We start from the raw sequence: 21,908 nt of genomic DNA, 5'->3' as shown, positions 1-21,908 counted from the left end.
GATAAATAACGATGGCCTGCGCAGAACGCCCAGGTTCAAATGGTGCGGATGCCGGCAAAAAGTCCGGCATTTTCAGCATCCTTGCGGAAAAATGCGGGCGGTTGGCCGAGAGGTGCTGCTACAGTCACTTCCTGCCCGCCGTCATGTGTCGCACCGCTCCAGACATGCACCCATTCAGCGCCCTTAGGCAGATACAGAGTGCGCTCATTCTGCCCGGCCTGCCATACCGGCGCGATCAAAAGTTCGGCTCCATAGAGATAGGCATCCTGAATCTCATATGTCCTGCGGTCTTCCTCGTGGTGCAGGAAGAGCGGACGTTGTACGGGAAGACCAGTTTCGGCTGCTTCTTTCGAGAGAGCCTTCAGATAGGGGGCGAGGTGAACGTAGATAGACGTCATGCGGGCGAAGTGTTTGAGCACCGCCTCGTCCTGATCGATCTGCAGGTTGTCGCGTGGCCGATTGCCTTCATGGGTGCGCATCACCGGCGCGAACGCTCCCATCTCTGCCCAGCGCATGATGAGTTCGGCAGTACGAATGTTGCCGAAGAGGCTGGTGTAACCGCCGATATCGGAGTGATGATAAGCGTTGCCCAACAGGCCCGAGGATAGCGCGCCCGACATGACGGTCACGAGTCCATCATGGCGGGTGAAATCGACGGACTGATCACCACCCCATAGGAGTGGGCAGTGAGCCTGAACGCCGGTGAAGCCTGCGCGCATGAAGAACAGTGTTTCGCCAATTTTCCCGCGGCTTGCCACTGCTTTGGCATTCACTTCCGCCCAAATTGTCGGCCAGGCATTGTGCATGAGCTTGGCATCGACGCCGTTGGAAAGATGGATATCGATCGGCAAGTATTCGCCAAAATCCGCCATCCAGCCGGAGAGGCCAAAGTCCAGCATGTTCTGGCCAATAATGGTCTCTGCAAACCAGTCCATGGCGTCCGGGTTCGTAAAATCCACCACGCCACAATCAAACTCGCCGAAGTCCACAAGGGCAGTTTCACCCGCGTCATTCTTAGCGAAATAGCCCTTTGCTTCCGCCTCCGGGAAGAACGAGCCATCGACGCAGAGATAGGGGTTCACATATCCAAGAAAGCGGATGTTGTTATCGGCAAGTTCAGCGATCTTCTGGCGAAGAGCCGGGTAGCGCTCTTCATTGGCTTTCCAGTCCCAAAACAGTCGGGCGCCGAAGCTGGTGTGGCGCAGGCCAACCCAGTCTTCACACCAAAGGCCCGACACCTTGACGCCTGCTGCGCGGATTCTTTCCAGTCGGGCGAAAGACTGCTCGCCATCCTTCAGGCCGATAATGGCACCATTATACACCCAGTCCGGCAGTTCCGGCTGGCGACCGAAGCGGGCGGATAGTTGTCCGACCAGGTTTTTAAAAGTGTCGGCTGCGAAAAACTCCAGATGCTCTGGTACAGCCCAGGCTTCGATCTCATGGAAGGTGTCGCGGCGGAAGTCGAATACCGAATAGGCCGTGGTCTCCACGTGCAGGGCATAGTGGCGGGAGGAGATATAGGTCGGCTGCGGGTAGTTGGTGTGGTAATAGTCGCCACCCGCCTTACTGCTGACATCGGCCTTAAAGGTGATTTCCGTTGTCTTGTCGCGTCCGACGCCCGGCTCCGAGGTCCAGAGCGGGAATTTGCGCCCTCGCATGTTGAAATAAGACATCTGCTCTCCGCCGCCCCAGACGCATTCATCCTTTTCAGCGACCGTGCGGAGCCAGAAGCGGTTGATGGACGGATCGAGTGTTTCGATACGCACCGTGTCTTGCGCAATGTGCAGGCGAAGCTTCGGGGGCTGCCCTTCATCTGCCGAAAGGACAATGTTGTCACCGTCGACAGCCGCATGGCGCAGGGCTACGCGCTCTACGACGTAATCTTCGATATCGAAATTGCCCCGATACATGTCCATGCGCTCTTGGCCCTTGCCAACGAAAATGGACGGGCTTTCAGTTGTGTGGCGAAGAACAGGTGTGCCGTTGATGGTCAGTTCGAAGCCGTCGGCCATGTTGCGCAAGTGCATTGCAAATTCTTTCAATAACGAAGGGTTCGCAGAACGTCTCTAGAATGGGGCGATTGTCGGCTAACCCTTGATACCGCCCGCGGTCAGACCGGAAACAACGCGTTCCTGGAAGATCACGATGAGGATGGCGACAGGCACGATGCCAACGACGAGGGCTGCGGAAATGACCGGCCACGGAAAGGCGAACTCACCCTGATAGAGCTGAATTCCCACCGGAAGCGTGCGCAGAGAAGGATTGGAATTGAAGGACAGCGCCAGAAGGAACTCGTCCCACGCATTGACGAAGGCAAGGATACCAGCGGTAAAGACGCCTGGCGCGCACAATGGCACAACAACCTTGAACAAGGCGCCAATGCGCGTGCAGCCATCGATCATTGCTGCATTTTCCAGATCGCGCGGGATGCCTTCGAAGAAAGAGACCAGCATCAACGTACATACTGGAAGCGACAGAACCGTGTAGGGGAGGACAAGCGCAATCCAGGTGTTCAGCAAATTCAAGGTGCGCATGATTTCGAAAAGTGGAACGAGCAGCGTCACCAGCGGAAACGTCGATACCGCGATGATGGCGGAAAGGATCAACCCACGATAGCGCAGGTTGAGCCGTGCCAGCGCGTAAGCCGCCAGAACCGAGACGAACAGGGTCAGGCAGGTGGAAAGCAGCGCCACCATGAAGCTGTTGAACAGGAAGATGTGCAGCGGCTGATCAGAGAATGCCTGCATGTAGTTGGCCAGGGTCGGTGCATGCGGAAACCATGTGATCGGCTTCGCCGTCAATTCGGCCTCTGTCTTCAAAGAGGTGAAGAGAATCCAGAGCGCCGGGAACATGCCGTTGATCAAAAGAGCGGCTGCAGCAAACAGCCGAAGTGGGCGCCCGGACAGAATGGAGGGCAAGCCTGAGTGGGTGAGGGTGCTCATGGCTCAATCCTTCGTTCTGATAGCGCGTAGGTAGATTACCGTCACGACCATTGAGAGTGCGAACATCACCATCGCCAGCGCCGATCCATAGCCAAGATCGAGGAAGGATACAGTGTTCTGATGGATATACATGGCAAGGGTTGCGGTGGACGTTCCTGGGCCACCGCCGGTCATCATGTAGGGAATGTCGAATGTCTGAAGTGCTGTGATGGTTCTGAAAATCAATGCCACGATAATAGCAGGCTTCAGCAGAGGGAGTGTGATTTCGAAGAACTGGCGGATTTTGCCGGCGCCATCGACATCGGCTGCTTCATAGAGCGAGCGTGGAATGGTCTGAAGACCGGCAAGAATGATGAGCGCCATGAAGGACGAGGTCTTCCAGATGATCGTCAGGCAGATCGCCGCAAAAGCCCATCCGGGCGAGTTGAACCATATGATGCCTTCGAAGCCAAAGCGGTTCAACACATCGTTGACGACGCCATATTCAGAGTGGAAAAACCAGGCGAAGATCAAGCCAGCGAAAGACAGCGGCAGAGCCCAGGGTATCAGGAGCGACAGGCGCACCGGCCATTGTGTGCGAAAAGGCAGGTTTGCCAGGAGCGCTAGCGCAAGTCCCATCAGGAGGGCGCCCGGCACGGTGATCAGCGTTATCAGCACCGTGTTCCATGTGGTTTCCCAGAAGGCCGGATCTTCAAGCATCAGCCGATAGTTGTCGAGACCGACAAACTCCGCTGGCAGGCCGGACGTCAAGGACAGGCTGAAGAGGCTGGTATAGCCAAGCTTGAATACGGGATAGACGATGATCAGTGCCAGCAGAATGCCCGCGGGAGCGAGCAGTAAAATGGCGAGCGCACGGTCTCCGAGGTCGAGCCAATTCGTCCAGCGCGGGGCTGGTTTTTCCGCACTATGCGTGAGGTGCAGAGACGAGGTCATCACCGTCGCATCTCCCAAAGGAATGTCAGATTGATTAGGGTGGGGGTGCCGGTCAAGCCAAGCACTCCCAATAAAACGACAGCCGCGTGCGACCATCGCGAAACCATTATACGCGTTAGCGGATGATCCGCTTTAGCCGGGCTTCGATCTGGGTGGCACCCTCTTCGGGCGTGGTGACACCTGCCAGCACAGCGTTGACTGTCGTACGGATAACTTCGCTGACTTCATTGTAGCGCGGCGTTACCGGACGTGGCTTGGCGGTCTCGACAACCTGAAGCGCATCGGCAAACCAGGGAGCTGCCTTCAGAACGGTGTCGTCCTTATAGGCAGCGGGATAGGTTGGCAGCAGCGATCCGTTGGCAGCCATGAATTTGGAAGAGTCTTCGCTGGAAAGATACTCGACAAGCTTCTGGGCTTCATCCTTATGGTTGGAATAGGCCGAAACGCCCCATTCCCAGCCGCCGAGGCAGGTCGTCTGTTCGCCGCCGGAAACCGCAGGCAGACGCGCAACGCCGACCTTGCCGACAACCGCCGAGTCCTTGCCCTGCGACTGTGCCCAGGCATAGGACCAATTGACCGCAAATAGGACGTTGCCGGCCTGGAATTCCTTGCGGGTGTCGTCCGTTGCTACTTCGGCAATATTCTTCTTGGCAACACCCTGATCGACAAAGCTCTTCCATAGTTTGAGCGAGTTTACGGCCGCCGTCTTGTCGAAGGTCAGCTTGCCATTCTCAACAAGGTTCTTGCCCTGGCTCCAGTAGGGCAGGAGGAAGGTGCAGACTGCGCCTTCGATGGCTTTTCCCTGGAAGGACAGGCCCTGAAGATTGGGGTTTTTCTCGCCGTCCGCGACCTTCTTGGCCGCAGCGGTCAACTCATCCCAGGTCTTGGGCGGTGCAATGCCGTACTTGTCCAGCAAATCCTTGCGGTAATAGAGGAACATGGAATCCGCGAAGGCCGGCAGAGCGACAACCTTGCCATCGACCGTGTTTGCCTCGGCATAGGCGGGCAGATAGGACGACATGTCCTTGCCCTCGAATGGCACGGTCCAGCCTGCCGCTGCAAATTGTGCAGGGCGAATGACATCAAGGATCAGCAAGTCAAGCGACGGGTCCTTGGCGGACATGATGGTGTTGAGGTATTGCGCCTGCGCCTCCGACGTGTTGCCGCCGGTTTCGATCGAAACTTTTGTGCCAGGATTGGCTGTCTCGAATTTATCGAGCACCTGACGCCAGAGTTGTGGCTGGTGCTGACTAGAAATATACACTTTCAAGTCGGCGGCGGTCGCCAATGATGTTGTCAGGCCGAGCGCAAGCAAAGCGCCAGTCACGATCTTCAGATTCATTTCCATCCTCCCATTGAACTTACTTGCAGCGATTCTTCTCAGCTGCCTTTTTTAATTGATAACGCGCTGGCTTTCTGCGTCGAACACATGAATACGAGACGGATCGATACCGATGCGGATCGTCTCGCCAACTGTGGGCCGGGCGTCCGGCGCCATGCGTGCGGTAAGCATATCGCTGCCGATGTTGAAATGTACCAGCGTATCGGAGCCAAGCGGCTCCACGACCTGAACCTGGGCAGAAACAGCGGCTGCGTCATCGGAGACGACGCCGAAATGTTCCGGTCGGATGCCAACGAGTATTTCACGTCCATCCAATGCAGCCGCCTTGCCGAGGCGAATGGCTGCGGATGACAGGCTGTCACCATTGCCCAGGAGAACCTTGCCTCCGGACAGATGCCCGCGAGCAAAATTCATGGCAGGCGAGCCGACAAAACCACCGACGAAGACGCTCTGGGGCTTGTTATAAACCTCATCAGGAGTGCCGACCTGTTCGATCTCGCCGTTCTTGAGAATAACAATACGATCCGCAAGCGTCATCGCCTCGACCTGATCATGGGTCACGTAGATGATCGTCGTGCCGATCTGCTGGTGCAGGCGCTTGATCTCAGTCCGGACCTGCCCGCGCAGCTTTGCGTCGAGATTCGACAGCGGTTCGTCGAAAAGAAACACTTGAGGCCGGCGCACGATGGCGCGCCCCATGGCAACGCGCTGGCGCTGTCCGCCCGATAGTTGACCGGGACGACGATCCAGAAGATGTCCGATACCGAGCATTTCGGCAGCTTCATTGATCCGCTCGTTTGCCTCGTTTTGCGGAACACCGCGCACCTTGAGGCTGAAGCCCATGTTCTCGCGTACAGTCTTGTGCGGATACAGGGCATAGTCCTGGAAGACCATGGCAATATCCCGACCGCGTGGCGGCAGGTTGTTTACCACAGTGTCGCTGATCCGGATCTCTCCACCGCTGATCGATTCCAGGCCTGCTACCATGCGAAGGGTAGTGGACTTACCACAGCCGGATGGACCGACGAAGACAACGAATTCGCCATCGGCGATTTCGAGATCGATGCCTTTGACGATTCGCAGAGCGCCGTAGCTCTTTTCCAATTTACGCAGGCTTACAGAAGCCATTCATTCCTCCCAAGCTCGTCCTTGCCGACGAGTTCCTTGACAAAAATCATAGCTGCGAAAAAAATTAAATCAATAGTGTATCAATTTTATTGCAGGCGCATTTTTTTGTTCTGTTTTGACTTGGAATCTCGGGATATTTTTTCGCTTCGCCCGCGATATTAGGCGTATCGATCTTTACGAGGGCCTCGTTAGCGCAGTCTGCTGACATAGCGTGCCACGGCGTGGTCATACCATGTGTGCGACACCTCGGCTTTCTGACCTTCGTGTGAGTGGCTGACGCGCAGCACGTGAGGAAGTGGGTCGCCAGGCGAAGGGCGGAAGGAGGAGGGCGCCCAATCTGGGACCTGGCCAAGATCGATGTAGTCCTCGGCTTTGGCGATCCAGAGGTTCAGACGGGTGCGGTAGTAAAGATAGAGGGACTCGGAGAGGTCTTCGGGCACAATCGAATCGATATAGGAGCCATCGAGCCAAATTTCTTCAATCGCAGCGATCTTGCCGCCGATCCTACGCAAACGACGGATCCGGTGACCCTCCTTCGAAAGGCCGAAAGCGGGCAGGCTTTCATCCTTCTTCTCGCGACTGACGCTCAGTATCTCCGCAGTAGGCAGGCCGCCACCCTCGATCAACTCCAGGCGAAACATGGCATAGACGCTTTGCGGATCGTTGACTGCACGAATATAGTTGCCCGAGCCTTGAATTCGCTCCAGCAATCCGCGGCTCTCAAGTTCGGACAGCGTCTTGCGTAGCGTGCCAACTGCGATCCCCAGATCCTTCGCCATATCGCGTTCCGGCGGAAGCTTTTCGCCATCGATCAATGTGCCGGCTGCGATATCGCGCACTAGCGTCTCTGCAATCTGGAGATACATGGGCAAACTTCCCCTGGAGCTCTTCATTTTCAACGCCTTTCCTCCCGCGGCATAAAAAATTGATACATCATTGATTTACATCAAGGCGGATGATATTGAAATAGGCATCAGACGTTTTGGGAGGAATTTTATGACCGTTGTGCCTGTCACCTCAGCTGACCTCGATGCTGCAGAGGTATCCTGGTTTTCGGCTCTTTGTTCCGATGACTATGAATTCCTGGGCGTCCCCGATGGTCGCCTGCGTTCAAGCTGGGATCATTGCTCCTCGATCGTCAAAAAGGCCGAAGAGCTTGGATTTCGCAACATCCTATGCCCGTCTTCGTATCAGGTTGGCCAGGACACGCTAAGCTTTGTCGCCGGCTGCGCGCCGATCACGCGGGATATCAATTTCCTGGCGGCTATTCGTTGTGGTGAAATGCAGCCGATCATGCTGGCGCGTACTGTTGCAACACTCGATCACATGTTGCAGGGTCGTCTCACGCTCAACGTCATCAGTTCGGACTTTCCCGGTGAGGTAGCCGATAGCGCCTACCGCTATAAGCGCAGCCATGAAGTCGTTGAAATACTTCGCCAAGCCTGGACGCGCGACGAGATCAACCACGAGGGCGAAATCTACCAGTTCAAGAACGTGTCTACCGAGCCTGCACGGCCTTATCAGCAGGATGGTGGTCCGCTGCTCTACTTCGGCGGGTACTCGCCAGATGCCCTGGAGCTTTGTGGTGCGCAGTGCGATGTCTATCTCATGTGGCCAGAAGTGAAGGAGCAACTGGCCGAACGGATGCGTGCGGTACATGCGCGCGCCGAAGCTCATGGACGCACACTGGACTATGGTCTTCGTGTTCATATGATCGTGCGCGACACAGAAGCCGAAGCGCATGAGTATGCTGAGCATCTGGTATCGAAACTCGATGACGAATATGGTCGCCAGATCCGCGCCCGAGCACATGACAGCATTTCGCTCGGCGTTGCCCATCAGGCCAAAGCGCGCGAGCAGGCCGATCAATTCGGCTATACCGAGCCCCATCTCTGGACGGGTGTCGGTCGCGCCCGCTCGGGCTGCGGCGCAGCACTGGTCGGCTCGACCGACCAGGTTTTGAGCAAGCTGGAAGATTACCAGAAAATGGGCATTCGTGCTTTCATCTTCTCGGGTTATCCGCACCTTGATGAGGCTGAACATTTCGGCAAGAAGGTTCTGCCGCAAATGAAGACCTGCTCGCTTCCACACGCGCGTGGTCGCGTTCCAGCACAAACACCTGCAACACCTCTTGGCAATGGAGAGCGCCACTAATGCAACGCATAGACATCACATCCGGCCTTTCCTTCAGCCGCATCGTTTACGGCATGTGGCGCATCGGTGACGATGCCGACACGTCGCCTAACCATGTGCAGGCGAAGATTGAAGCCTGCCTTGCGCAGGGCATCACTACGATGGATCAGGCGGACATTTACGGTGGGTACACCGCAGAAGCTATCCTCGGCGGCGGCCTTCGCCAGAATCCGACGCTGCGCGATAAAATCGAAATCGTGACGAAGTGCGGTATCGTCGCGCCAGCTGGCCGGCACTCATCCGCGCGGGTCAAGCATTACGATACATCGGCAAAGCATATTACCGAGTCGGTCGAGACGTCGCTTCGCGATATGAACACCGACCGGATCGATCTCCTCTTGATCCACCGTCCAGACCCGATGCTCGATCCGGAAGAAACCGGAGAAGCACTCGACGCACTGGTTGCCTCCGGCAAGGTAAGAAGCGTCGGCGTTTCGAATTTCAGGCCGTGGGATTTCTCACTTCTACAGTCGAATATGACCGAAGAACTGGTCACCAACCAGATCGAAATCAGCCTCGCTGAAACGTCGCCCTTCACCAATGGCGACCTTGCCTATCTACAGGAGCGAGATCTGCCGATCATGGCGTGGTCGCCTCTTGGCGGCGGCTCGCTGATGAGCGGCAAAGGTGCGCTGGCCGAGGCGCTCGAGCGCATTGCTCAGGAGCATTCGGTCGATAAGGCTGCTGTCGCTGTCGCTTGGCTTTTGAAGCATCCGGCAAAAATTCTGCCTGTCATGGGCACGAATAATCTCTCGCGTATCGCTACCATCTCCGATGCTGAGAAAGTCGAGATGGATCGCCAGACATGGTTTGAACTTTACACGCTTGCAAACGGTCGTGAGGTGCCCTGATGACGTCGCTCAACAGTTTGAACACGCATAACGAACATCGGTTTGTGCCCGATGCGACGACGTCGCGCAGCTTCCGCAATGCACTCGGTAATTTCCCGACGGGCGTAACGGTCGTGACGGCGCATACGCCGAACGGCCCAACGGGCATGACGGTCAATAGCTTCTCCTCCGTGTCTCTCGACCCGCCTCTCGTGCTCTGGTCGCCAGCAAAGACCTCAACACGTCACGACCTTTTTGTTGGCGCGACGAACTTTGCTATTCACGTTCTGGATGCAGAGCAGGACGCTCTTTGCTCTCGCTTCACCCGTGGCGGTAAGGGGTTCGAAGAGCTGGACTGGGAACTGAACTTAGAAGGTGTGCCGATTATTCCGGGAACACTCAGCCGTTTCGAATGCGCGCAGGCCTCCGTCCACGATGCCGGTGACCACTCCATCATCATTGGCCGGGTGCTGCGCGCCGCCCACCGCGAGGGAGAGCCTCTGTGCTTTGCACGCGGTGCGTTCGGGCGCTTTACGATCAGCGCCTGAGAGCGTCAGGTCACAGATCAGAACGTTTTATAGTTCGCGACACGTCAACAGTCCTTACGGCCACGCTGCGCTTGCAAACGTGGCCGTAAGCGTTTCTACGAGAATTTCCCTCAAAGGTCCTTTGCGATTCGCAAGCCGTCGTAAATGGCGGCATGGGTGTTGCGGGCGGCTACCGCATCTCCAATCCTAAAGAGCTGGAACGAGCCACTGTCGTTACGCACCACCGATTGTGGTTCGCCTGCGATCAGCGCGCTATGCGATATTTCTCCGCCATTGACGGAGAAGGGCTTCAGCTCGAAATAGAGCTCATCCAGCGGGCGTGTTCCATTGTTGATGATCACCTGATCAACCGTCTTGCGCTTATCCACGCCACCGTAATCACTGCCGATGTGAGCGATCAACTGGTTGCCGCTGCGTTCGACCGCAGTCAATTTGTAGGTGACCGTGAAGGTGGTATCGAGCTTTTGAAGTGCCCTGACATAGGGCACCAGGTTCATGCCCATGACCTCCGGCGCGAAAGCGCGATCGCGCGTCATGATTTCAACTTTCGCACCGGCCTTCGCCACGGTCTCGGCGGCCTGGAGTGCTGCGTGATCACCAGCGTCGTCGTAGATCAGAACGTTTGTGCCCGGTTTGACGTCACCCGAGATGATGTCCCAAGAGGACACCACCAAATCGTTTCCAGACGTCAGGATTTCGGTGTACGGCAGTCCGCCGGTTGCGATGATCACCACGTCCGGCCTTTCGGCTGTTACGATTTCGGTGTCAGCCCAGGTATTGAAGTGGAACTGAACGCCGAGTTTTTCGCACTGGTTCATGCGCCAGTCGATAATGCTGATCATCTCGCGACGACGCTCGCTCTGCGCAGTCAAACGTACCTGTCCGCCGGCATTGTTGGCCGCCTCGAAGACAACCACCTCGTGCCCACGTTCCGCGCAGACACGTGCAGCTTCGAGACCGGCTGGGCCTGCGCCGACGATCACAATCTTTTTGCGTTTATCAGCTTTCGGGATGGTGTGGGGAATATCTACCTCGCGGCCGGTGGCAGCATTGTGGATACAGAATGCCATTCCGCCCTGATAGATTCGATCGAGACAGTAATTGGCGCCGACGCAGGGTCTGATATCGTCCTCGCGCTTCTCCATGATCTTCAGCACGATGTGCGGGTCGGTCATATGAGCGCGGGTCATGCCGACCATATCGATCTTGCCAGATGCGATTGCGTGACGGGCCGTTGCGACATCGGGAATTTTCGCCGCATGAAAGGTCGGAAAATTAGTGGCTGCACGGATCTGTCCGGCAAAATCCAGGTGAGGCGAGTTGGCCATGCCCTGAATCGGAATGACATCTGTCAGGCCCGGATCGGTGTCGATATGGCCTCGGATAACATTGAGATAGTCGATCAGTCCGCTGTCCTTGAGGCGCCTTGAGATCTCCAGGCCCTCGTCCGATCCGGTGCCGCCGGGCAGGCGTTCGTCGGCCGTGTAGCGTATTCCGAGGATGAAATCGTCACCGACGCGTTTTCGGATCGCGCTGAGCACGTCGAAACAGAACCGCATACGATTATCGAGTGAGCCGCCATAGGGGCCGTCCAACTCGTTGGTGAGCGGTGAGGTGAATTGTTCTAGAAGGTGACCGTATGCTTCGAGTTCGACGCCATCCATGCCGCCGGCTTTCATGCGCTCGGCAGCATCGGCAAAATCCTTGATGATCCGCTCGATATCCCAATCCTCGATTTTCTTGGGAAAGGCGCGATGAGCTGGTTCGCGGTGATGCGATGGCGCAACGACCGGTAACCAATCACCTTTGTCCCATCGGGTACGGCGACCAAGGTGAGTCAGCTGGATCATGATGGCCGAGCCGTGTTCGTGTACGGCGTCCGTCATCTCACGGATCCAAGGGACGATCTCATCCTTGTAGGCCAGCAGATTGTTGAAAACGGGCGGGCTGTCTTTTGAGACAGCGGCGGAGCCAGCCGTCATGGTCAACGCCACTCCGCCCTTCGCTCTTTCCACCGTGTAGGCGCGGTAACGCTCTTTCGGCATTCCGTCCTCGGGATAGGCAGGCTCATGTGAGGTGACGATAATCCGATTGCGCAGCGTGAGATGTTTCAACTGCAATGGTTGAAGAAGAGGATCGTTAGACATGGCGCGTCTCCAGGCTGGAAATGCGACTGACGCTAAACTCGAATGTACACCTATGTCAACTTTGAAAACACGGTGGAACCCTGTGTGTTCACCGATGTACATTTCCCGTTGTTTTCTAGATTTCGTTTTGTTAGATAGTTGACCATGGAGCAGACATTAAACGAAAGTGGTTGGAGAGGATCGCAAGAAGGTTGGCTGGACGCTGCTTACGATTTGCTGATCGAATCCGGTGTCGACTCGGTAAAGATTCTTCCGCTCGCGAAGCGTTTGAATCTTTCGAGGACAAGCTTCTATTGGTTCTTCAAAGATCGCGAAGAGCTTCTGGATGCCCTGATCGAGCGTTGGCGCCAGAAGAATACTGGAAACATCGTCAGGCAAACGCAAGCCTATGCGGAGAGCGTCGTCGAGGCGATGTTCAACGTTTTCGATTGCTGGGTCGATAACGGTCTTTTCGATGCGCCGTTCGAGTTCGCAGTGCGAAGCTGGGCGTTGACATCCGACTATATACGAGCGGAAGTGCAGGCGGCTGATGAAGTCCGGCTTGAGGCATTGAAGCAGATGTTCATCCGTTTCGGTCAGTCGGAAAATCATGCCGATGTTCGCGCGCGGACCAGCTATCTCGTCCAAATCGGCTACATTTCCATGCAGACAAGAGAGAGTATCTCAGTGCGTATGAAGCGGATCCCAGAGTACATCGAGATTTACACTGGGCAAGCCCCGGAGCAACGCGACCTCGAACGATTTTTTGCTCGTCACAGCTATAAGCCAGATTGAAGGCGCGTGCCGCGCGCGGAATACCAGATGGCGGACCACGCATCATTATGGACTCGGGTCGATTGAGCTCGCCTTTACATACCCGGCGTTTCGTCTTCGGCGACGGCGTTATGCTTAGTCTGTCGTCGTTCGGTATCGCAATTGATCGTATGCTGTCACCGCAAAGTCCTGCGCGGATCGAAGCGCGGCCGGATTGTGCCACGCGATCAAGCCGCCGATGACAACAACGGCGATCACTGCAACGGTCACTAGCTTTCTTATGATGAAGAATGCGAACCAAACCGCGACGAGCCCTGCTGCTCCAATCATCAGAAATGAGTACACGTCTTCGGGCATATTGTTTCCGATGATTTCCATGTAGTGCTTTAATCTGATCGTTTTGTCTGAAGCATGGCGGTGCTGGAACAAGAGCAAGGCGAAGCGCGCGGATTGAGCTTCTCCCTGTGCCCATCGTGGCAAGCAGATTTCTTTACGCATAACAATGTTCATGGAGGTCGACCGTATGAAGCACGATGGAGAGTTTGACGCTGGCGCGTCTGCGGGCAGAGTGCTCCTTCATATCTGGTCGGCACTCGAAGACGGAGTGAAGTCGGGCTCTCCGTTCAATCTGCTTCAGCTAGCCAGTATGGATGAGGCCAATAAGCCGGCTGTCAGAACGATTGTTCTGCGACAGTTTAGAAGGACTCCGGGGGAACTGTTTTTTGTGACGGAAGCCGCTTCTCGGAAGGTGGCTCAAATCCTTCTCAATAACGAGGTTTCTCTCGTTGGTTACGACGCTTCAACGTGGAGCCAGATCAGGCTTTCTGGCCAAGCGTATGTTGTGAGCGACGAACAGGAACGACTTTTACAGTGGACGAAGCTCAGCGATCGCACTCGCCGTTCCTTTTTCCCCTGTGTTGAAAGCCCGGACGCCGACGATAAAATTCCTGAAGAGAGCGGCGCTCCAACTCGTCGGGGCTCGATCCCGCCAGCGGCTTTTGCTCTTGTGAAAGTGAGGCTCTGTGCTGCCGAATTTCTGGATATTTCCAAAGAAGAGCATCTTCAATACAATTTTGCCCGATCCGAAAACGTGTGGACCGGTGGAAGAACCAAGCCCATCGCATAGGTGGCCTTTTGTTTCGATCCTCTAAAGTGTTCGGGTCTTGGCTAACGGCATTTCGCCTCCGAGTTCAATGGCTACATAATGTGCCTTCTTGTTCTCGTACATGAGCGCGTCGGCACGCTTAACGACTGATTCCATTGACTCATCGGCCTCGCTTGTGGCGACGCCGTAGGACATGCTCAACGGTAGAGTTGAATAAAACTGATTGTTAATTCTGAGGAGTTCGGTGATTGTTTCCATCATCGTGCCAGCGGCTTTCGCATCGGCGCCGGGCATGAGAATCGCGAACTCATCTCCGCCGATGCGGCATGCGTGGTTCGGTGTAGCGACGGCGCCGTTGAGAATCTCGCCAAAGCGGCGCAGCAGTCCGTCCCCCGCATCGTGCCCCAGCTGATCATTTGCTTCTTTTAAGCCGTTAAGATCGATGATGATCGCAGAGACGGGACGCAGCGATTTACGTTCAAGCCGGTTCATCTCGTCGGCGTAGAAAGCGCGATTGTAGAGTTTGGTCAGGACGTCATGTTTGCCGAGATACTCGAGATAGGCTTCAGCCTTCTTGCGTGCTGTAATGTCGGCGAGGGCCACCTGGACGCGCGACCAATCACTTTCGTAGCCGGGAAACACGGAAAAATGCAGCAGGATGTGACGGACTGAACCATCCAGCGCATAATTGACGACTTCGCGGTGATGAAAAAGCCTCCCGTTCCAAAGCTCCATCAACTGTTCTCTAAATGGCTTCTCCATGTCGTCGCGGAAAATGTCGCCGATCCGCTGCAGAAGGTCGGAGCGGTCTTTTGCGCAAAATAGATCAAGGGTCGCCTGATTGACGTCGATCACCCTGATCTCACTCATGCACTGGCGTACAAACTCCGGGTGAACGTCCATGAATGTTCGGAAGTCGCTGATGCCGCGATCACGGATGTCTTCAATAAGGGTGCGGATCCTGCTGAAATCCTCAACCCAAAGCGACACTGGCGAATGCTCAAAAACGCCTTCAGCCTGGCGCCGCTGCAGCGCTTCGGCACGCCGGGCATCCTCGCGATCAGTGATGTCTTCGGTCGTTAAAAGAAGCCTACTGAGCGTTTTCTCATGGCCAGGCAGGACGGTACCGCGCAACTGGATGTCAAGCCTTCGGCCGGAGACGGTATAATTGACTGTGGTGCTCGAAAACGTCGTCTCACCATCAAAAAGCGCCGCCAACTCATTGATATGCGTATCTAGCATGTCATCGCGGAAGATTGCAGTAATATTAGCTGTCAGGTGTTCGAGGCTTTCTGCCTCAAATAGCTGCAGTGTCTTTGCATTGACGCTAAGGACGCGTATCCGCGACGAACAGGCGATAACCCGATCCCGGTCATGCTTTAGAAAGGATCTGATGTCCGTCACACCTTCGGCTCGCCAATGGTGAAACAGCTCCTGCACTCCACTGAAATCCTCGATCCACATGGCAATCGGCGCAAGGTTGAAGATATCGGAATCTAGAGTATCGGTCATCGGGTTTCCTGATCTGAAGCCGGAGGAGGTGAGTAACCAGCTCAACTCAACCTTAGGGGCAACAGGTAACTGGTGCTTTAATATATGCCAAGTGCGGATTCAAACGGGTATGTGGCTGGTCGCGAATGAGCGTCGGCCGCTCAAGCTTTGTATCCGCTGGTCTCGATAGAGCATAACCGCTGCTGGTACACCGCAGTCATCCCATATTCTCACACCGCCGAGTTCAATCATATCTGGGGCAGAGCGCCCACTTGCTGAACGAGATGTGCAGCACTGTCTTTGTTTTTGCTGGCTGCAACACGGGAAAATTGAGCTCCCCAGTATCTCGCGTGCGTTGGTGGATCGGCTTCAAATTTCGAAAATTTCCGTCTTTACAAAAGATATAAAGTAATAACATTATGAGTAATTGAATGGTTTGAGCGCCTGAATTTTTCGGTTCGCAGCTACGGCCAGTCGCAAATGAGAACGGAGGAATTCTCATGGAAACATCGTCCCTTACGGCGCGTCAGCTCTTTGAAAACGCCAGGGCAAATCCCACCCGCAAGCGTTTCGGCTTTGGGCGCAAGCCAATGTTGATCAATATCGATCTTCAGTGTGCCTACACCCAAGTCGGAGAATTCGTCACGGCCTATGAGACCGATCCGAAGCAGCTGGAATACGTCAACACACTCTCCGGTCTCGCACGTAAAAAGGGTCTGCCAACGACGTGGACGTATGTTGCCTATATGGATTCCGGCGAGGATTGCGGCGTGTGGGGAACGCGCACCGATACGCCGGATTCGCTCCAGAACATCAAGGTTGGATCGCGGCGCGCCGAGTTCGATCCGCGGCTCGAAATCGATCATGTCAAGGACATCATTATCAACAAGCGCATGGCATCGCCGTTCCACGAAACCAATCTGCAGTCGCTCATGGTTTGGCATCAGTGCGACACGGTGGTTTTGACTGGTGGGTCTACATCCGGTTGCGTTCGTGCCTGTGTGGTTGATGCCATCTCTCGAGGTTACCGCGTGGTCGTTCCGGAAGAGTCCGTGGCGGATAAGCATGAAAGCCCGCATTTCGCCAACCTCTACGACATATCGGTCAAATACGGCGATGTGATTCCGGTTGCCGAGGCTATCGCGTGGTACGAGGCCTATAAGCCCGAGGAGCGTTAAGATGGCTGCCGAAGCAAATCCCATGCGTTCCGATCTCGGTCTTTACGACTATCTGCCGTGGCCGAACCGGCCAAAGATTGTCTGGCCCGGTAATAAAAAAATTGCCGTATGGATCGCGCCGAATATTGAATTCTACGAATATGATCCGCCGAACAACCCAACCCGCACCCCCTGGGCCCGCCCGAATCCGGATGTGCTGCAATATTCGCACCGCGATTACGGTAACCGCGCGGGATGGCAGCGCATGATGGCTGCGATGGACAGGGCGGGTTTTCGCGGCTCGGTATCGCTGAATGTTGCGCTGTGCGATCACCATCCAGAAATCATCAAGGCCTGCGCCGATCGCGGTTGGGAGTTCTTCTCGCACGGCATTTACAATACGCGCTATGTCTACAATCTCGATATCGGCCAGGAGCGCGCGATCATACGCGACGCTTTCGAAACTGTGCGCAATCATACAGGCCAGGAGCTGGCAGGCTGGCTCTCTCCCGCCTTGTCCAACAATTTCTGGACGATGGACATTCTCGCGGAAGCCGGCATCCAATACACCTGCGATATGTTTCATGACGACCAGCCGATGCCGGTCAAGGTCAAGTCCGGCAAGCTGATATCGATGCCCTATTCGCTCGAGATGAACGATGTCATCGTTTACAACACGCAGAAGGTGACGCCCCGCCACTATGGCGAAATCATCAAGCGGCAGTTCGACCAGCTCTATGAGGAAGGCGACGACAGCGGTACAGTCATGTGCATTCCGCTGCATCCCTATCTTGTCGGCCAACCGCACCGCATCGATGCCTTTGCCGAGGCTATTGAGTACATCGCAGGTCATGAGGGCGTCTGGCAGACGACAGGGCGTGAAATAGCCGAAGCCTATCACGCATCTGGTGCTTATGACGCCATGAGCGCGGCGATGACCGCACATAACGCACCTCACCATGCAGCAGAGGGAGCACGCTGATGCCGATGCCCGACAGCTATCTCGAATATCCCGCGCGTCGCTATGGTATGGATCATGACCGTTACGAATGGTCTGATATGTTTCAGCGCAAACCGATCGTTTGGCCGAACGGTGCTCGCATCGCGCTGTCGATCGTGACGCATGTCCAGTATTTTCCGCTCGACATGCCTTCCAAACCATTCAAGGCGCCTGGTGCCTTGTCCATGCCCTATCCGGACTTCCGCTATTACACCAATCGTGATTACGGCAATCGGGTCGGTATCTACCGCGTCCTGAAGCTGCTTGGCGATAAGGGCTTGAAGACCAGTGTCGCTATCAACGGCATCATTGCCAAACGTTATCCAGCACTCATCAAAGCCGTTATCGATGGTGGGCATGAAATCGTCGCTCATGGTCTCGACATGGGCAAGGTGCATCATTCCAGCCTTGGCGAAGACGAGGAACAAGCGATTATTGCCGAGGCTTTGGCTCTGTTGCGCCAGGAAAGCGGGCAAAAGGTCGAAGGCTGGCTGTCGCCGGGCCGCGCCCAAGGCTTCAATACGCCAGATATTCTGGCGAAGAACGGCGTCACCTACGGGCTCGACTGGGCTAATGACGACCTGCCTTATGAAATGAAGACAAGCCATGGTCCGCTGCTTGCCATGCCGATGGCTTATGAGACGGATGACCGAGTAGTTGCAGACGAATACTTCCAGTCCGAGGCTGACTGGGTGCAGCAGGTCAAGGATCGTTTTGACGTGCTGTACCGCGAGAGCGCCGATTATGGCGGGCGCGTCATGAGCTTGCCTTTGCACAGCTGGGTGTCCGGCATGCCTTACCGCATCGAATATCTGCGTGAGGCCTTGGACTATATCGTCTCACATGACGGTGTCTGGAATGCGCCGGCCGGCGAGATCGCCAATGCATTCCGCGATCAAGGCTGATTGTCGCAAAAGATTGGCGCCTGATAGGCGCCGGTCATCATAAGGCGGGAAGCCGAAGTCAATGGGAACAACGATCATGGCGCAGATGAGCGCACCACGCACAATGCTGGGCAAAATTTGGGACGCGCATGAAATTCTGCGCCATCCTTCCGGGCCTTCGCTGCTCTATATCGACCGCGATATGATCCACGAGGGAAGCTTTCACGCTTTCGCCGATTTAAAACGGCGCGGCCTGAAACCACGTCGCCCAAAGCAGATTTTTGGCGTCGCCGATCACTATGTCCCAACACTTGGCCGCAGTTCCAGCGATGCTGCAAACCCGGCCATCGCCAAGATGATCGACACCTTCGACGAGAACATGGAATGGGCAGGCGTGCGCCATTTCGGCATATCGAGCCGGGAACAGGGTATTGTCCATGTGGTCGCGCCCGAACAGGGCATAACTCTGCCTGGCCTGACAATCGTCTGTTCTGACAGCCATACCTCCACTCAAGGTGCTTTGGGGGCTATCGCATTTGGCATTGGCCAATCGGAAAATGCCCATGTCCTTGCCACCCAGACGCTTTGGCAGGTCCGCCCTAAAACGATGCGTGTAACGATCGACGGGAGGCTGGGGCAGGGCGTTACCGCCAAGGACGTGATGCTGGCCTTGATCGCCAAGATTGGCGCGGCAGGCGCGGGTGGCCATGCGATTGAGTTCGCCGGGCAGGTGGTGCGGGACTTTTCGATCGAAGGACGCCTGTCGCTCTGTAACATGTCGATCGAGGCGGCTGCGCGTTTCGGCATGGTAGCGCCGGACGATACCACCTTCGCCTATGTGCGGGGGCGTCATTATGCACCGTCTGAGAAAGAATTGGATGCGGCGATTGCCGGATGGCGCAAGCTCGTGAGCGACGATGAGGCGGTTTTCGATCGTGAAATCACGTTGAACGGTGCAGATATTGCACCGATGGTCACATGGGGCACCAGCCCGGAAGATGCCGTTGCGATCAATGGCCGCGTGCCGGATCCAGCGACTTTCGATAATGCCGACAAGCGTAAGTCAGCCGCTAAGTCGCTGGAGTACATGGATCTGAAGCCGGGCATCGCACTGGACGGATTGAAGCTGGACAAGGTGTTCATCGGTTCCTGCACCAACAGCCGTATCGAAGATCTGAGGGCGGCGGCGGCGGTTCTGAAAGGCCGCAAGGCCGTTATTCCATCGATTGTCGTTCCCGGGTCAACGCAGGTGAAAAAGCAAGCCGAGGCCGAGGGAGTGGCGCAAGCCTTGATCGATGCGGGTTTCGAATGGCGTGAATCGGGGTGCTCCATGTGCGCCGCAATTAATGGCGATGTTATTGGGCCGGGTGAACGCTGCGCATCGACCTCCAACCGCAATTTCGTCGGTCGGCAAGGACCGGGCGCTCGTACGCATCTCGTCAGTCCCGCGATGGCGGCTGCCGCGGCGATCAGTGGCTGTCTTACCGATGTACGCCGGATCTGAGGGAGGATAACTATGAAAGCCTTCACCAGGGAAGCCTCCATCGTTATTGCTATTCCAGGCGTCAATTGCGATACCGACCAGATCCTGCCGGGCCGGTTTTTGAAGGCTGATCGCGCGCAGGGCTATGGACAGTTCCTGTTCCACGACATTCGTCGCGATGAAACAGGAGAACTCGATCCTGGCTTTCCGCTCAATCGCCCCGGCGCGGACAAGGCGACCATTCTGCTCGTTGAAGACAATTTTGGCTGCGGATCGTCGCGCGAAGGCGCTGTCTATGCACTTGTCGATCACGGCATCCGGGCGGTGATCGCGCCGAGCTTCGGCGACATCTTCTACAATAACGCTCTAAAAAACGGGCTTGTACCTGTTCGACTTGAAGCCGGGCGCTGTCAGGCGCTCGCCGATCACCTGGCGCGCTTTCCAGATGCGAAGGTTACGGTCGATCTGGCTGGGTTGAAACTGATTTTGCCCGGAGATCTAGGCACGCATCCGATCGTTATCGACGCGTTTGCCCGTGACTGCATTTTGCAGGGGCTCGACGAGATCGAGATGACATTCACCTATCTGGAGCAGATCGAAGCATTCGAAAGGATACGGATAGCCTCGCATGGCTGGCTGGATCGTTGACGGGCGAGCCAGCTTTCACCTTGGGACCGTCATAATAAAAGGGAGAACTGAAACATGGATTTTGACGTCAAACGTAGAACACTTTTGAAGGCTTCCGGCGCTGTTGCTGCCACGCTCGCCATGCCAGGGCTGTTGAGAGCCGCACCACCCACCGTCAAGATCGGCGTTCTGGAGCCGTTGACAGGTGCGCTCGCTTATAATGGTACGCAGAGTGCGGCCGGCGCCAAATTCGCGGTCGAGAAAATCAATGCGCTCGGCGGCATCAAGAGCCTCGGCGGTGCAAAAATCGAGCTCGTCGTGGTCGATGCCCAGAGCAAGCCCGAAATCGCCGCTGCAGGCGTTGATACGCTTGCATCCCAGGAAATCTGTGCCTTCACCGGCTCTTCTTCATCCGCTCTCGGCTTGGCATCCACACAGGCTGCGGCAAAATACAATCTCGCGCAGGTCGTTTCCATCGGCACGGCAGAAACGATCGTTTCACGCGGGCTGACAAACGTGTTTCGCTTCACGCCGGGCATCAACAAATGCACAAGCGTCGCGCTCGGCAACCTCCAGAAGCTCAACGAAGCGGCGGGTAAAGTGGTCAAGACGGCCGCGATCGTTCATGAAGACGGTCCTTTTGGCTCGGGCATGGCGAAAATTTTGGCAGCCGAATTGCCAAAGCAGGGTATCGAAGTCGTCGATACCATTTCTCACCCGACTCCCCAGCGCGATTTCTCCAATATTGCCCTTCGTGTTAAAGCTTCCAAGGCCGATATTCTGATCCCGTCTAACTATCTCAACGAATACACGCTGATGGCAAAGGCGATCCAGCAGCAGCGCGTGGCGTTGAAGGCCATCTATTCGATTCTCGGTGGGGCCGCCTCTAACATCAAGTTCGTTCGGGAGAACAACTCGATTGCCCAATATGTGATGGACTGCAATCACTGGTACGATCCGAATAAGGACGAGTCCAAGGAGTTGGCCAAGGCTGTTGCAGACGCCAAACTCGACATGACCTACGATATCATGGTCTCTTATGCGTCTATCCAACTTATAGCGGATGCGCTGGAGCGTGCCGCATCGACGGATCGTCAGAAGATAATTGAGTCTCTTGCCGCATCTACCTTCGACAAGTCGATCATGCCTTACGGCCCTACGAAGTTCGTCAACGGCGACAACGTGAGCTCGCAACCTGTCAATACGCAGGTGCGTGGAGAGACCATCGAACTGGTCTTCCCGAAGGAATACGCCACTGCTGAGGCCGTGTTCCCGATTCCCGCCCCGAAGTGAAACCAGCATCGAACGTTCCCGCCCGTTCGGCGGGAGCGTTCGACGGACGAGA

At 55.9% G+C, this 21,908-nt stretch carries 20 protein-coding genes; 11 read left to right on the top strand and 9 right to left on the bottom strand.

Annotated elements, in window-relative coordinates; genetic code table 11:
• Nucleotides 1-35: 35 nt before the first annotated feature.
• From QZ869_RS17065 to QZ869_RS17040, 6 genes are all read right to left on the bottom strand, one after another.
• Complete coding sequence (locus QZ869_RS17065) at nucleotides 36-2,027, bottom strand: alpha-glucosidase (protein WP_296018696.1); 1,992 nt, start codon at nucleotides 2,025-2,027, stop codon at nucleotides 36-38.
• Nucleotides 2,028-2,087: 60 nt separating this feature from the next.
• Complete coding sequence (locus QZ869_RS17060; protein WP_296038066.1) at nucleotides 2,088-2,942, bottom strand: carbohydrate ABC transporter permease; 855 nt, start codon at nucleotides 2,940-2,942, stop codon at nucleotides 2,088-2,090.
• A 3-nt stretch (nucleotides 2,943-2,945) separates the two neighbouring features.
• Nucleotides 2,946-3,875 carry a carbohydrate ABC transporter permease gene (locus QZ869_RS17055; RefSeq protein WP_296106136.1) on the bottom strand — a complete coding sequence of 310 codons (930 nt, stop codon included), beginning with the start codon at nucleotides 3,873-3,875 and terminating at the stop codon, nucleotides 2,946-2,948.
• A gap of 115 nt (nucleotides 3,876-3,990) precedes the next feature.
• On the bottom strand, nucleotides 3,991-5,217 hold the full coding sequence (locus QZ869_RS17050; protein WP_296106133.1) for an ABC transporter substrate-binding protein: 1,227 nt from the start codon (nucleotides 5,215-5,217) through the stop codon (nucleotides 3,991-3,993).
• 51 nt (nucleotides 5,218-5,268) lie between these two features.
• Nucleotides 5,269-6,345, bottom strand: coding sequence for an ABC transporter ATP-binding protein (locus QZ869_RS17045; RefSeq protein WP_296018705.1), 1,077 nt, complete (start codon nucleotides 6,343-6,345; stop codon nucleotides 5,269-5,271).
• 188 nt (nucleotides 6,346-6,533) lie between these two features.
• Nucleotides 6,534-7,238, bottom strand: coding sequence for a GntR family transcriptional regulator (locus QZ869_RS17040; protein ID WP_296106131.1), 705 nt, complete (start codon nucleotides 7,236-7,238; stop codon nucleotides 6,534-6,536).
• A gap of 103 nt (nucleotides 7,239-7,341) precedes the next feature.
• Between QZ869_RS17040 and QZ869_RS17035 the strand changes: the two genes are divergently transcribed.
• The 3 genes from QZ869_RS17035 to QZ869_RS17025 are packed head-to-tail and all read left to right on the top strand — an operon-like array spanning nucleotide 7,342 to nucleotide 9,916.
• On the top strand, nucleotides 7,342-8,499 hold the full coding sequence (locus tag QZ869_RS17035) for an LLM class flavin-dependent oxidoreductase (protein WP_296106129.1): 1,158 nt from the start codon (nucleotides 7,342-7,344) through the stop codon (nucleotides 8,497-8,499).
• Complete coding sequence (locus QZ869_RS17030; protein ID WP_296106127.1) at nucleotides 8,499-9,389, top strand: aldo/keto reductase; 891 nt, start codon at nucleotides 8,499-8,501, stop codon at nucleotides 9,387-9,389. Before QZ869_RS17035 ends, QZ869_RS17030 begins: the two co-directional genes overlap by 1 nt.
• Entirely contained in the window at nucleotides 9,389-9,916 is a 528-nt protein-coding gene (locus tag QZ869_RS17025) for a flavin reductase family protein (protein WP_296106124.1), read from the top strand. Before QZ869_RS17030 ends, QZ869_RS17025 begins: the two co-directional genes overlap by 1 nt.
• A 110-nt stretch (nucleotides 9,917-10,026) precedes the next feature.
• On the opposite strand, the gene QZ869_RS17020 is transcribed toward QZ869_RS17025, so the two are convergent.
• Entirely contained in the window at nucleotides 10,027-12,063 is a 2,037-nt protein-coding gene (locus QZ869_RS17020) for an NADH:flavin oxidoreductase (protein ID WP_296106122.1), read from the bottom strand.
• A gap of 144 nt (nucleotides 12,064-12,207) precedes the next feature.
• Here QZ869_RS17020 and QZ869_RS17015 point away from each other — a divergent pair, with 144 nt between their 5' ends.
• The gene (locus QZ869_RS17015; RefSeq protein WP_296106119.1) at nucleotides 12,208-12,837 is read left to right on the top strand and encodes a TetR/AcrR family transcriptional regulator; all 630 of its coding nucleotides are present in this window, start codon (nucleotides 12,208-12,210) and stop codon (nucleotides 12,835-12,837) included.
• A 114-nt stretch (nucleotides 12,838-12,951) separates the two neighbouring features.
• On the opposite strand, the gene QZ869_RS17010 is transcribed toward QZ869_RS17015, so the two are convergent.
• Nucleotides 12,952-13,314: a hypothetical protein gene (locus QZ869_RS17010; protein ID WP_296106117.1), complete on the bottom strand. Its 363-nt coding sequence runs from the start codon at nucleotides 13,312-13,314 to the stop codon at nucleotides 12,952-12,954.
• Nucleotides 13,315-13,339: 25 nt separating this feature from the next.
• Between QZ869_RS17010 and QZ869_RS17005 the strand changes: the two genes are divergently transcribed.
• Nucleotides 13,340-13,942, top strand: coding sequence for a pyridoxamine 5'-phosphate oxidase family protein (locus QZ869_RS17005; protein ID WP_296106114.1), 603 nt, complete (start codon nucleotides 13,340-13,342; stop codon nucleotides 13,940-13,942).
• 21 nt (nucleotides 13,943-13,963) lie between these two features.
• Here QZ869_RS17005 and QZ869_RS17000 read toward each other — a convergent pair whose 3' ends face one another.
• Nucleotides 13,964-15,433, bottom strand: a complete 1,470-nt coding sequence (locus tag QZ869_RS17000) for a sensor domain-containing diguanylate cyclase (protein ID WP_296078536.1) — start codon at nucleotides 15,431-15,433, stop codon at nucleotides 13,964-13,966.
• A 479-nt stretch (nucleotides 15,434-15,912) separates the two neighbouring features.
• Here QZ869_RS17000 and QZ869_RS16995 point away from each other — a divergent pair, with 479 nt between their 5' ends.
• From QZ869_RS16995 to QZ869_RS16970, 6 genes are all read left to right on the top strand, one after another.
• Nucleotides 15,913-16,590: an isochorismatase family protein gene (locus tag QZ869_RS16995; protein WP_296106113.1), complete on the top strand. Its 678-nt coding sequence runs from the start codon at nucleotides 15,913-15,915 to the stop codon at nucleotides 16,588-16,590.
• A 1-nt stretch (nucleotide 16,591) separates the two neighbouring features.
• A complete protein-coding gene (locus QZ869_RS16990; RefSeq protein WP_296106111.1) occupies nucleotides 16,592-17,551 on the top strand; it encodes a polysaccharide deacetylase family protein in 960 nt (319 codons plus the stop codon).
• Nucleotides 17,551-18,474 carry a polysaccharide deacetylase family protein gene (locus QZ869_RS16985; protein ID WP_296106110.1) on the top strand — a complete coding sequence of 308 codons (924 nt, stop codon included), beginning with the start codon at nucleotides 17,551-17,553 and terminating at the stop codon, nucleotides 18,472-18,474. The genes QZ869_RS16990 and QZ869_RS16985 overlap by 1 nt, the downstream gene beginning before the upstream one ends.
• 61 nt (nucleotides 18,475-18,535) lie before the next feature.
• Nucleotides 18,536-19,957: a 3-isopropylmalate dehydratase large subunit gene (leuC, locus tag QZ869_RS16980; protein ID WP_296106107.1), complete on the top strand. Its 1,422-nt coding sequence runs from the start codon at nucleotides 18,536-18,538 to the stop codon at nucleotides 19,955-19,957.
• A 12-nt stretch (nucleotides 19,958-19,969) separates the two neighbouring features.
• The gene (gene leuD, locus QZ869_RS16975; RefSeq protein WP_296106105.1) at nucleotides 19,970-20,584 is read left to right on the top strand and encodes a 3-isopropylmalate dehydratase small subunit; all 615 of its coding nucleotides are present in this window, start codon (nucleotides 19,970-19,972) and stop codon (nucleotides 20,582-20,584) included.
• A gap of 54 nt (nucleotides 20,585-20,638) precedes the next feature.
• Complete coding sequence (locus QZ869_RS16970; RefSeq protein WP_296106103.1) at nucleotides 20,639-21,856, top strand: ABC transporter substrate-binding protein; 1,218 nt, start codon at nucleotides 20,639-20,641, stop codon at nucleotides 21,854-21,856.
• The last annotated feature ends 52 nt before the right edge of the window (nucleotides 21,857-21,908 follow it).

The sequence above is a fragment of the uncultured Agrobacterium sp. genome (assembly GCF_913777885.1).
In the GTDB taxonomy this organism is placed as follows: Bacteria; Pseudomonadota; Alphaproteobacteria; order Rhizobiales; family Rhizobiaceae; genus Agrobacterium.
Note: the sequence above shows the minus strand (reverse complement) of the source record. Positions and strands in the feature narration are given on the sequence as shown.

Coding starts and splice junctions, on each gene's coding strand:
- leuD (WP_296106105.1), top strand. CDS start 19,970: ATGAAAGCCTTCACCAGGGAAGCCTCCATCGTTATTGCTATTCCAGGC.
- QZ869_RS17055 (WP_296106136.1), bottom strand. CDS start 3,875: ATGACCTCGTCTCTGCACCTCACGCATAGTGCGGAAAAACCAGCCCCG.
- QZ869_RS16995 (WP_296106113.1), top strand. CDS start 15,913: ATGGAAACATCGTCCCTTACGGCGCGTCAGCTCTTTGAAAACGCCAGG.
- QZ869_RS17035 (WP_296106129.1), top strand. CDS start 7,342: ATGACCGTTGTGCCTGTCACCTCAGCTGACCTCGATGCTGCAGAGGTA.
- QZ869_RS17030 (WP_296106127.1), top strand. CDS start 8,499: ATGCAACGCATAGACATCACATCCGGCCTTTCCTTCAGCCGCATCGTT.
- QZ869_RS16990 (WP_296106111.1), top strand. CDS start 16,592: ATGGCTGCCGAAGCAAATCCCATGCGTTCCGATCTCGGTCTTTACGAC.
- QZ869_RS17010 (WP_296106117.1), bottom strand. CDS start 13,314: ATGCGTAAAGAAATCTGCTTGCCACGATGGGCACAGGGAGAAGCTCAA.
- QZ869_RS17005 (WP_296106114.1), top strand. CDS start 13,340: ATGAAGCACGATGGAGAGTTTGACGCTGGCGCGTCTGCGGGCAGAGTG.
- QZ869_RS17050 (WP_296106133.1), bottom strand. CDS start 5,217: ATGAATCTGAAGATCGTGACTGGCGCTTTGCTTGCGCTCGGCCTGACA.
- QZ869_RS17065 (WP_296018696.1), bottom strand. CDS start 2,027: ATGCACTTGCGCAACATGGCCGACGGCTTCGAACTGACCATCAACGGC.
- QZ869_RS17015 (WP_296106119.1), top strand. CDS start 12,208: ATGGAGCAGACATTAAACGAAAGTGGTTGGAGAGGATCGCAAGAAGGT.
- QZ869_RS17020 (WP_296106122.1), bottom strand. CDS start 12,063: ATGTCTAACGATCCTCTTCTTCAACCATTGCAGTTGAAACATCTCACG.
- leuC (WP_296106107.1), top strand. CDS start 18,536: ATGGGAACAACGATCATGGCGCAGATGAGCGCACCACGCACAATGCTG.
- QZ869_RS17045 (WP_296018705.1), bottom strand. CDS start 6,345: ATGGCTTCTGTAAGCCTGCGTAAATTGGAAAAGAGCTACGGCGCTCTG.
- QZ869_RS17060 (WP_296038066.1), bottom strand. CDS start 2,942: ATGAGCACCCTCACCCACTCAGGCTTGCCCTCCATTCTGTCCGGGCGC.
- QZ869_RS17025 (WP_296106124.1), top strand. CDS start 9,389: ATGACGTCGCTCAACAGTTTGAACACGCATAACGAACATCGGTTTGTG.
- QZ869_RS17000 (WP_296078536.1), bottom strand. CDS start 15,433: ATGACCGATACTCTAGATTCCGATATCTTCAACCTTGCGCCGATTGCC.
- QZ869_RS17040 (WP_296106131.1), bottom strand. CDS start 7,238: ATGAAGAGCTCCAGGGGAAGTTTGCCCATGTATCTCCAGATTGCAGAG.
- QZ869_RS16985 (WP_296106110.1), top strand. CDS start 17,551: ATGCCGATGCCCGACAGCTATCTCGAATATCCCGCGCGTCGCTATGGT.
- QZ869_RS16970 (WP_296106103.1), top strand. CDS start 20,639: ATGGATTTTGACGTCAAACGTAGAACACTTTTGAAGGCTTCCGGCGCT.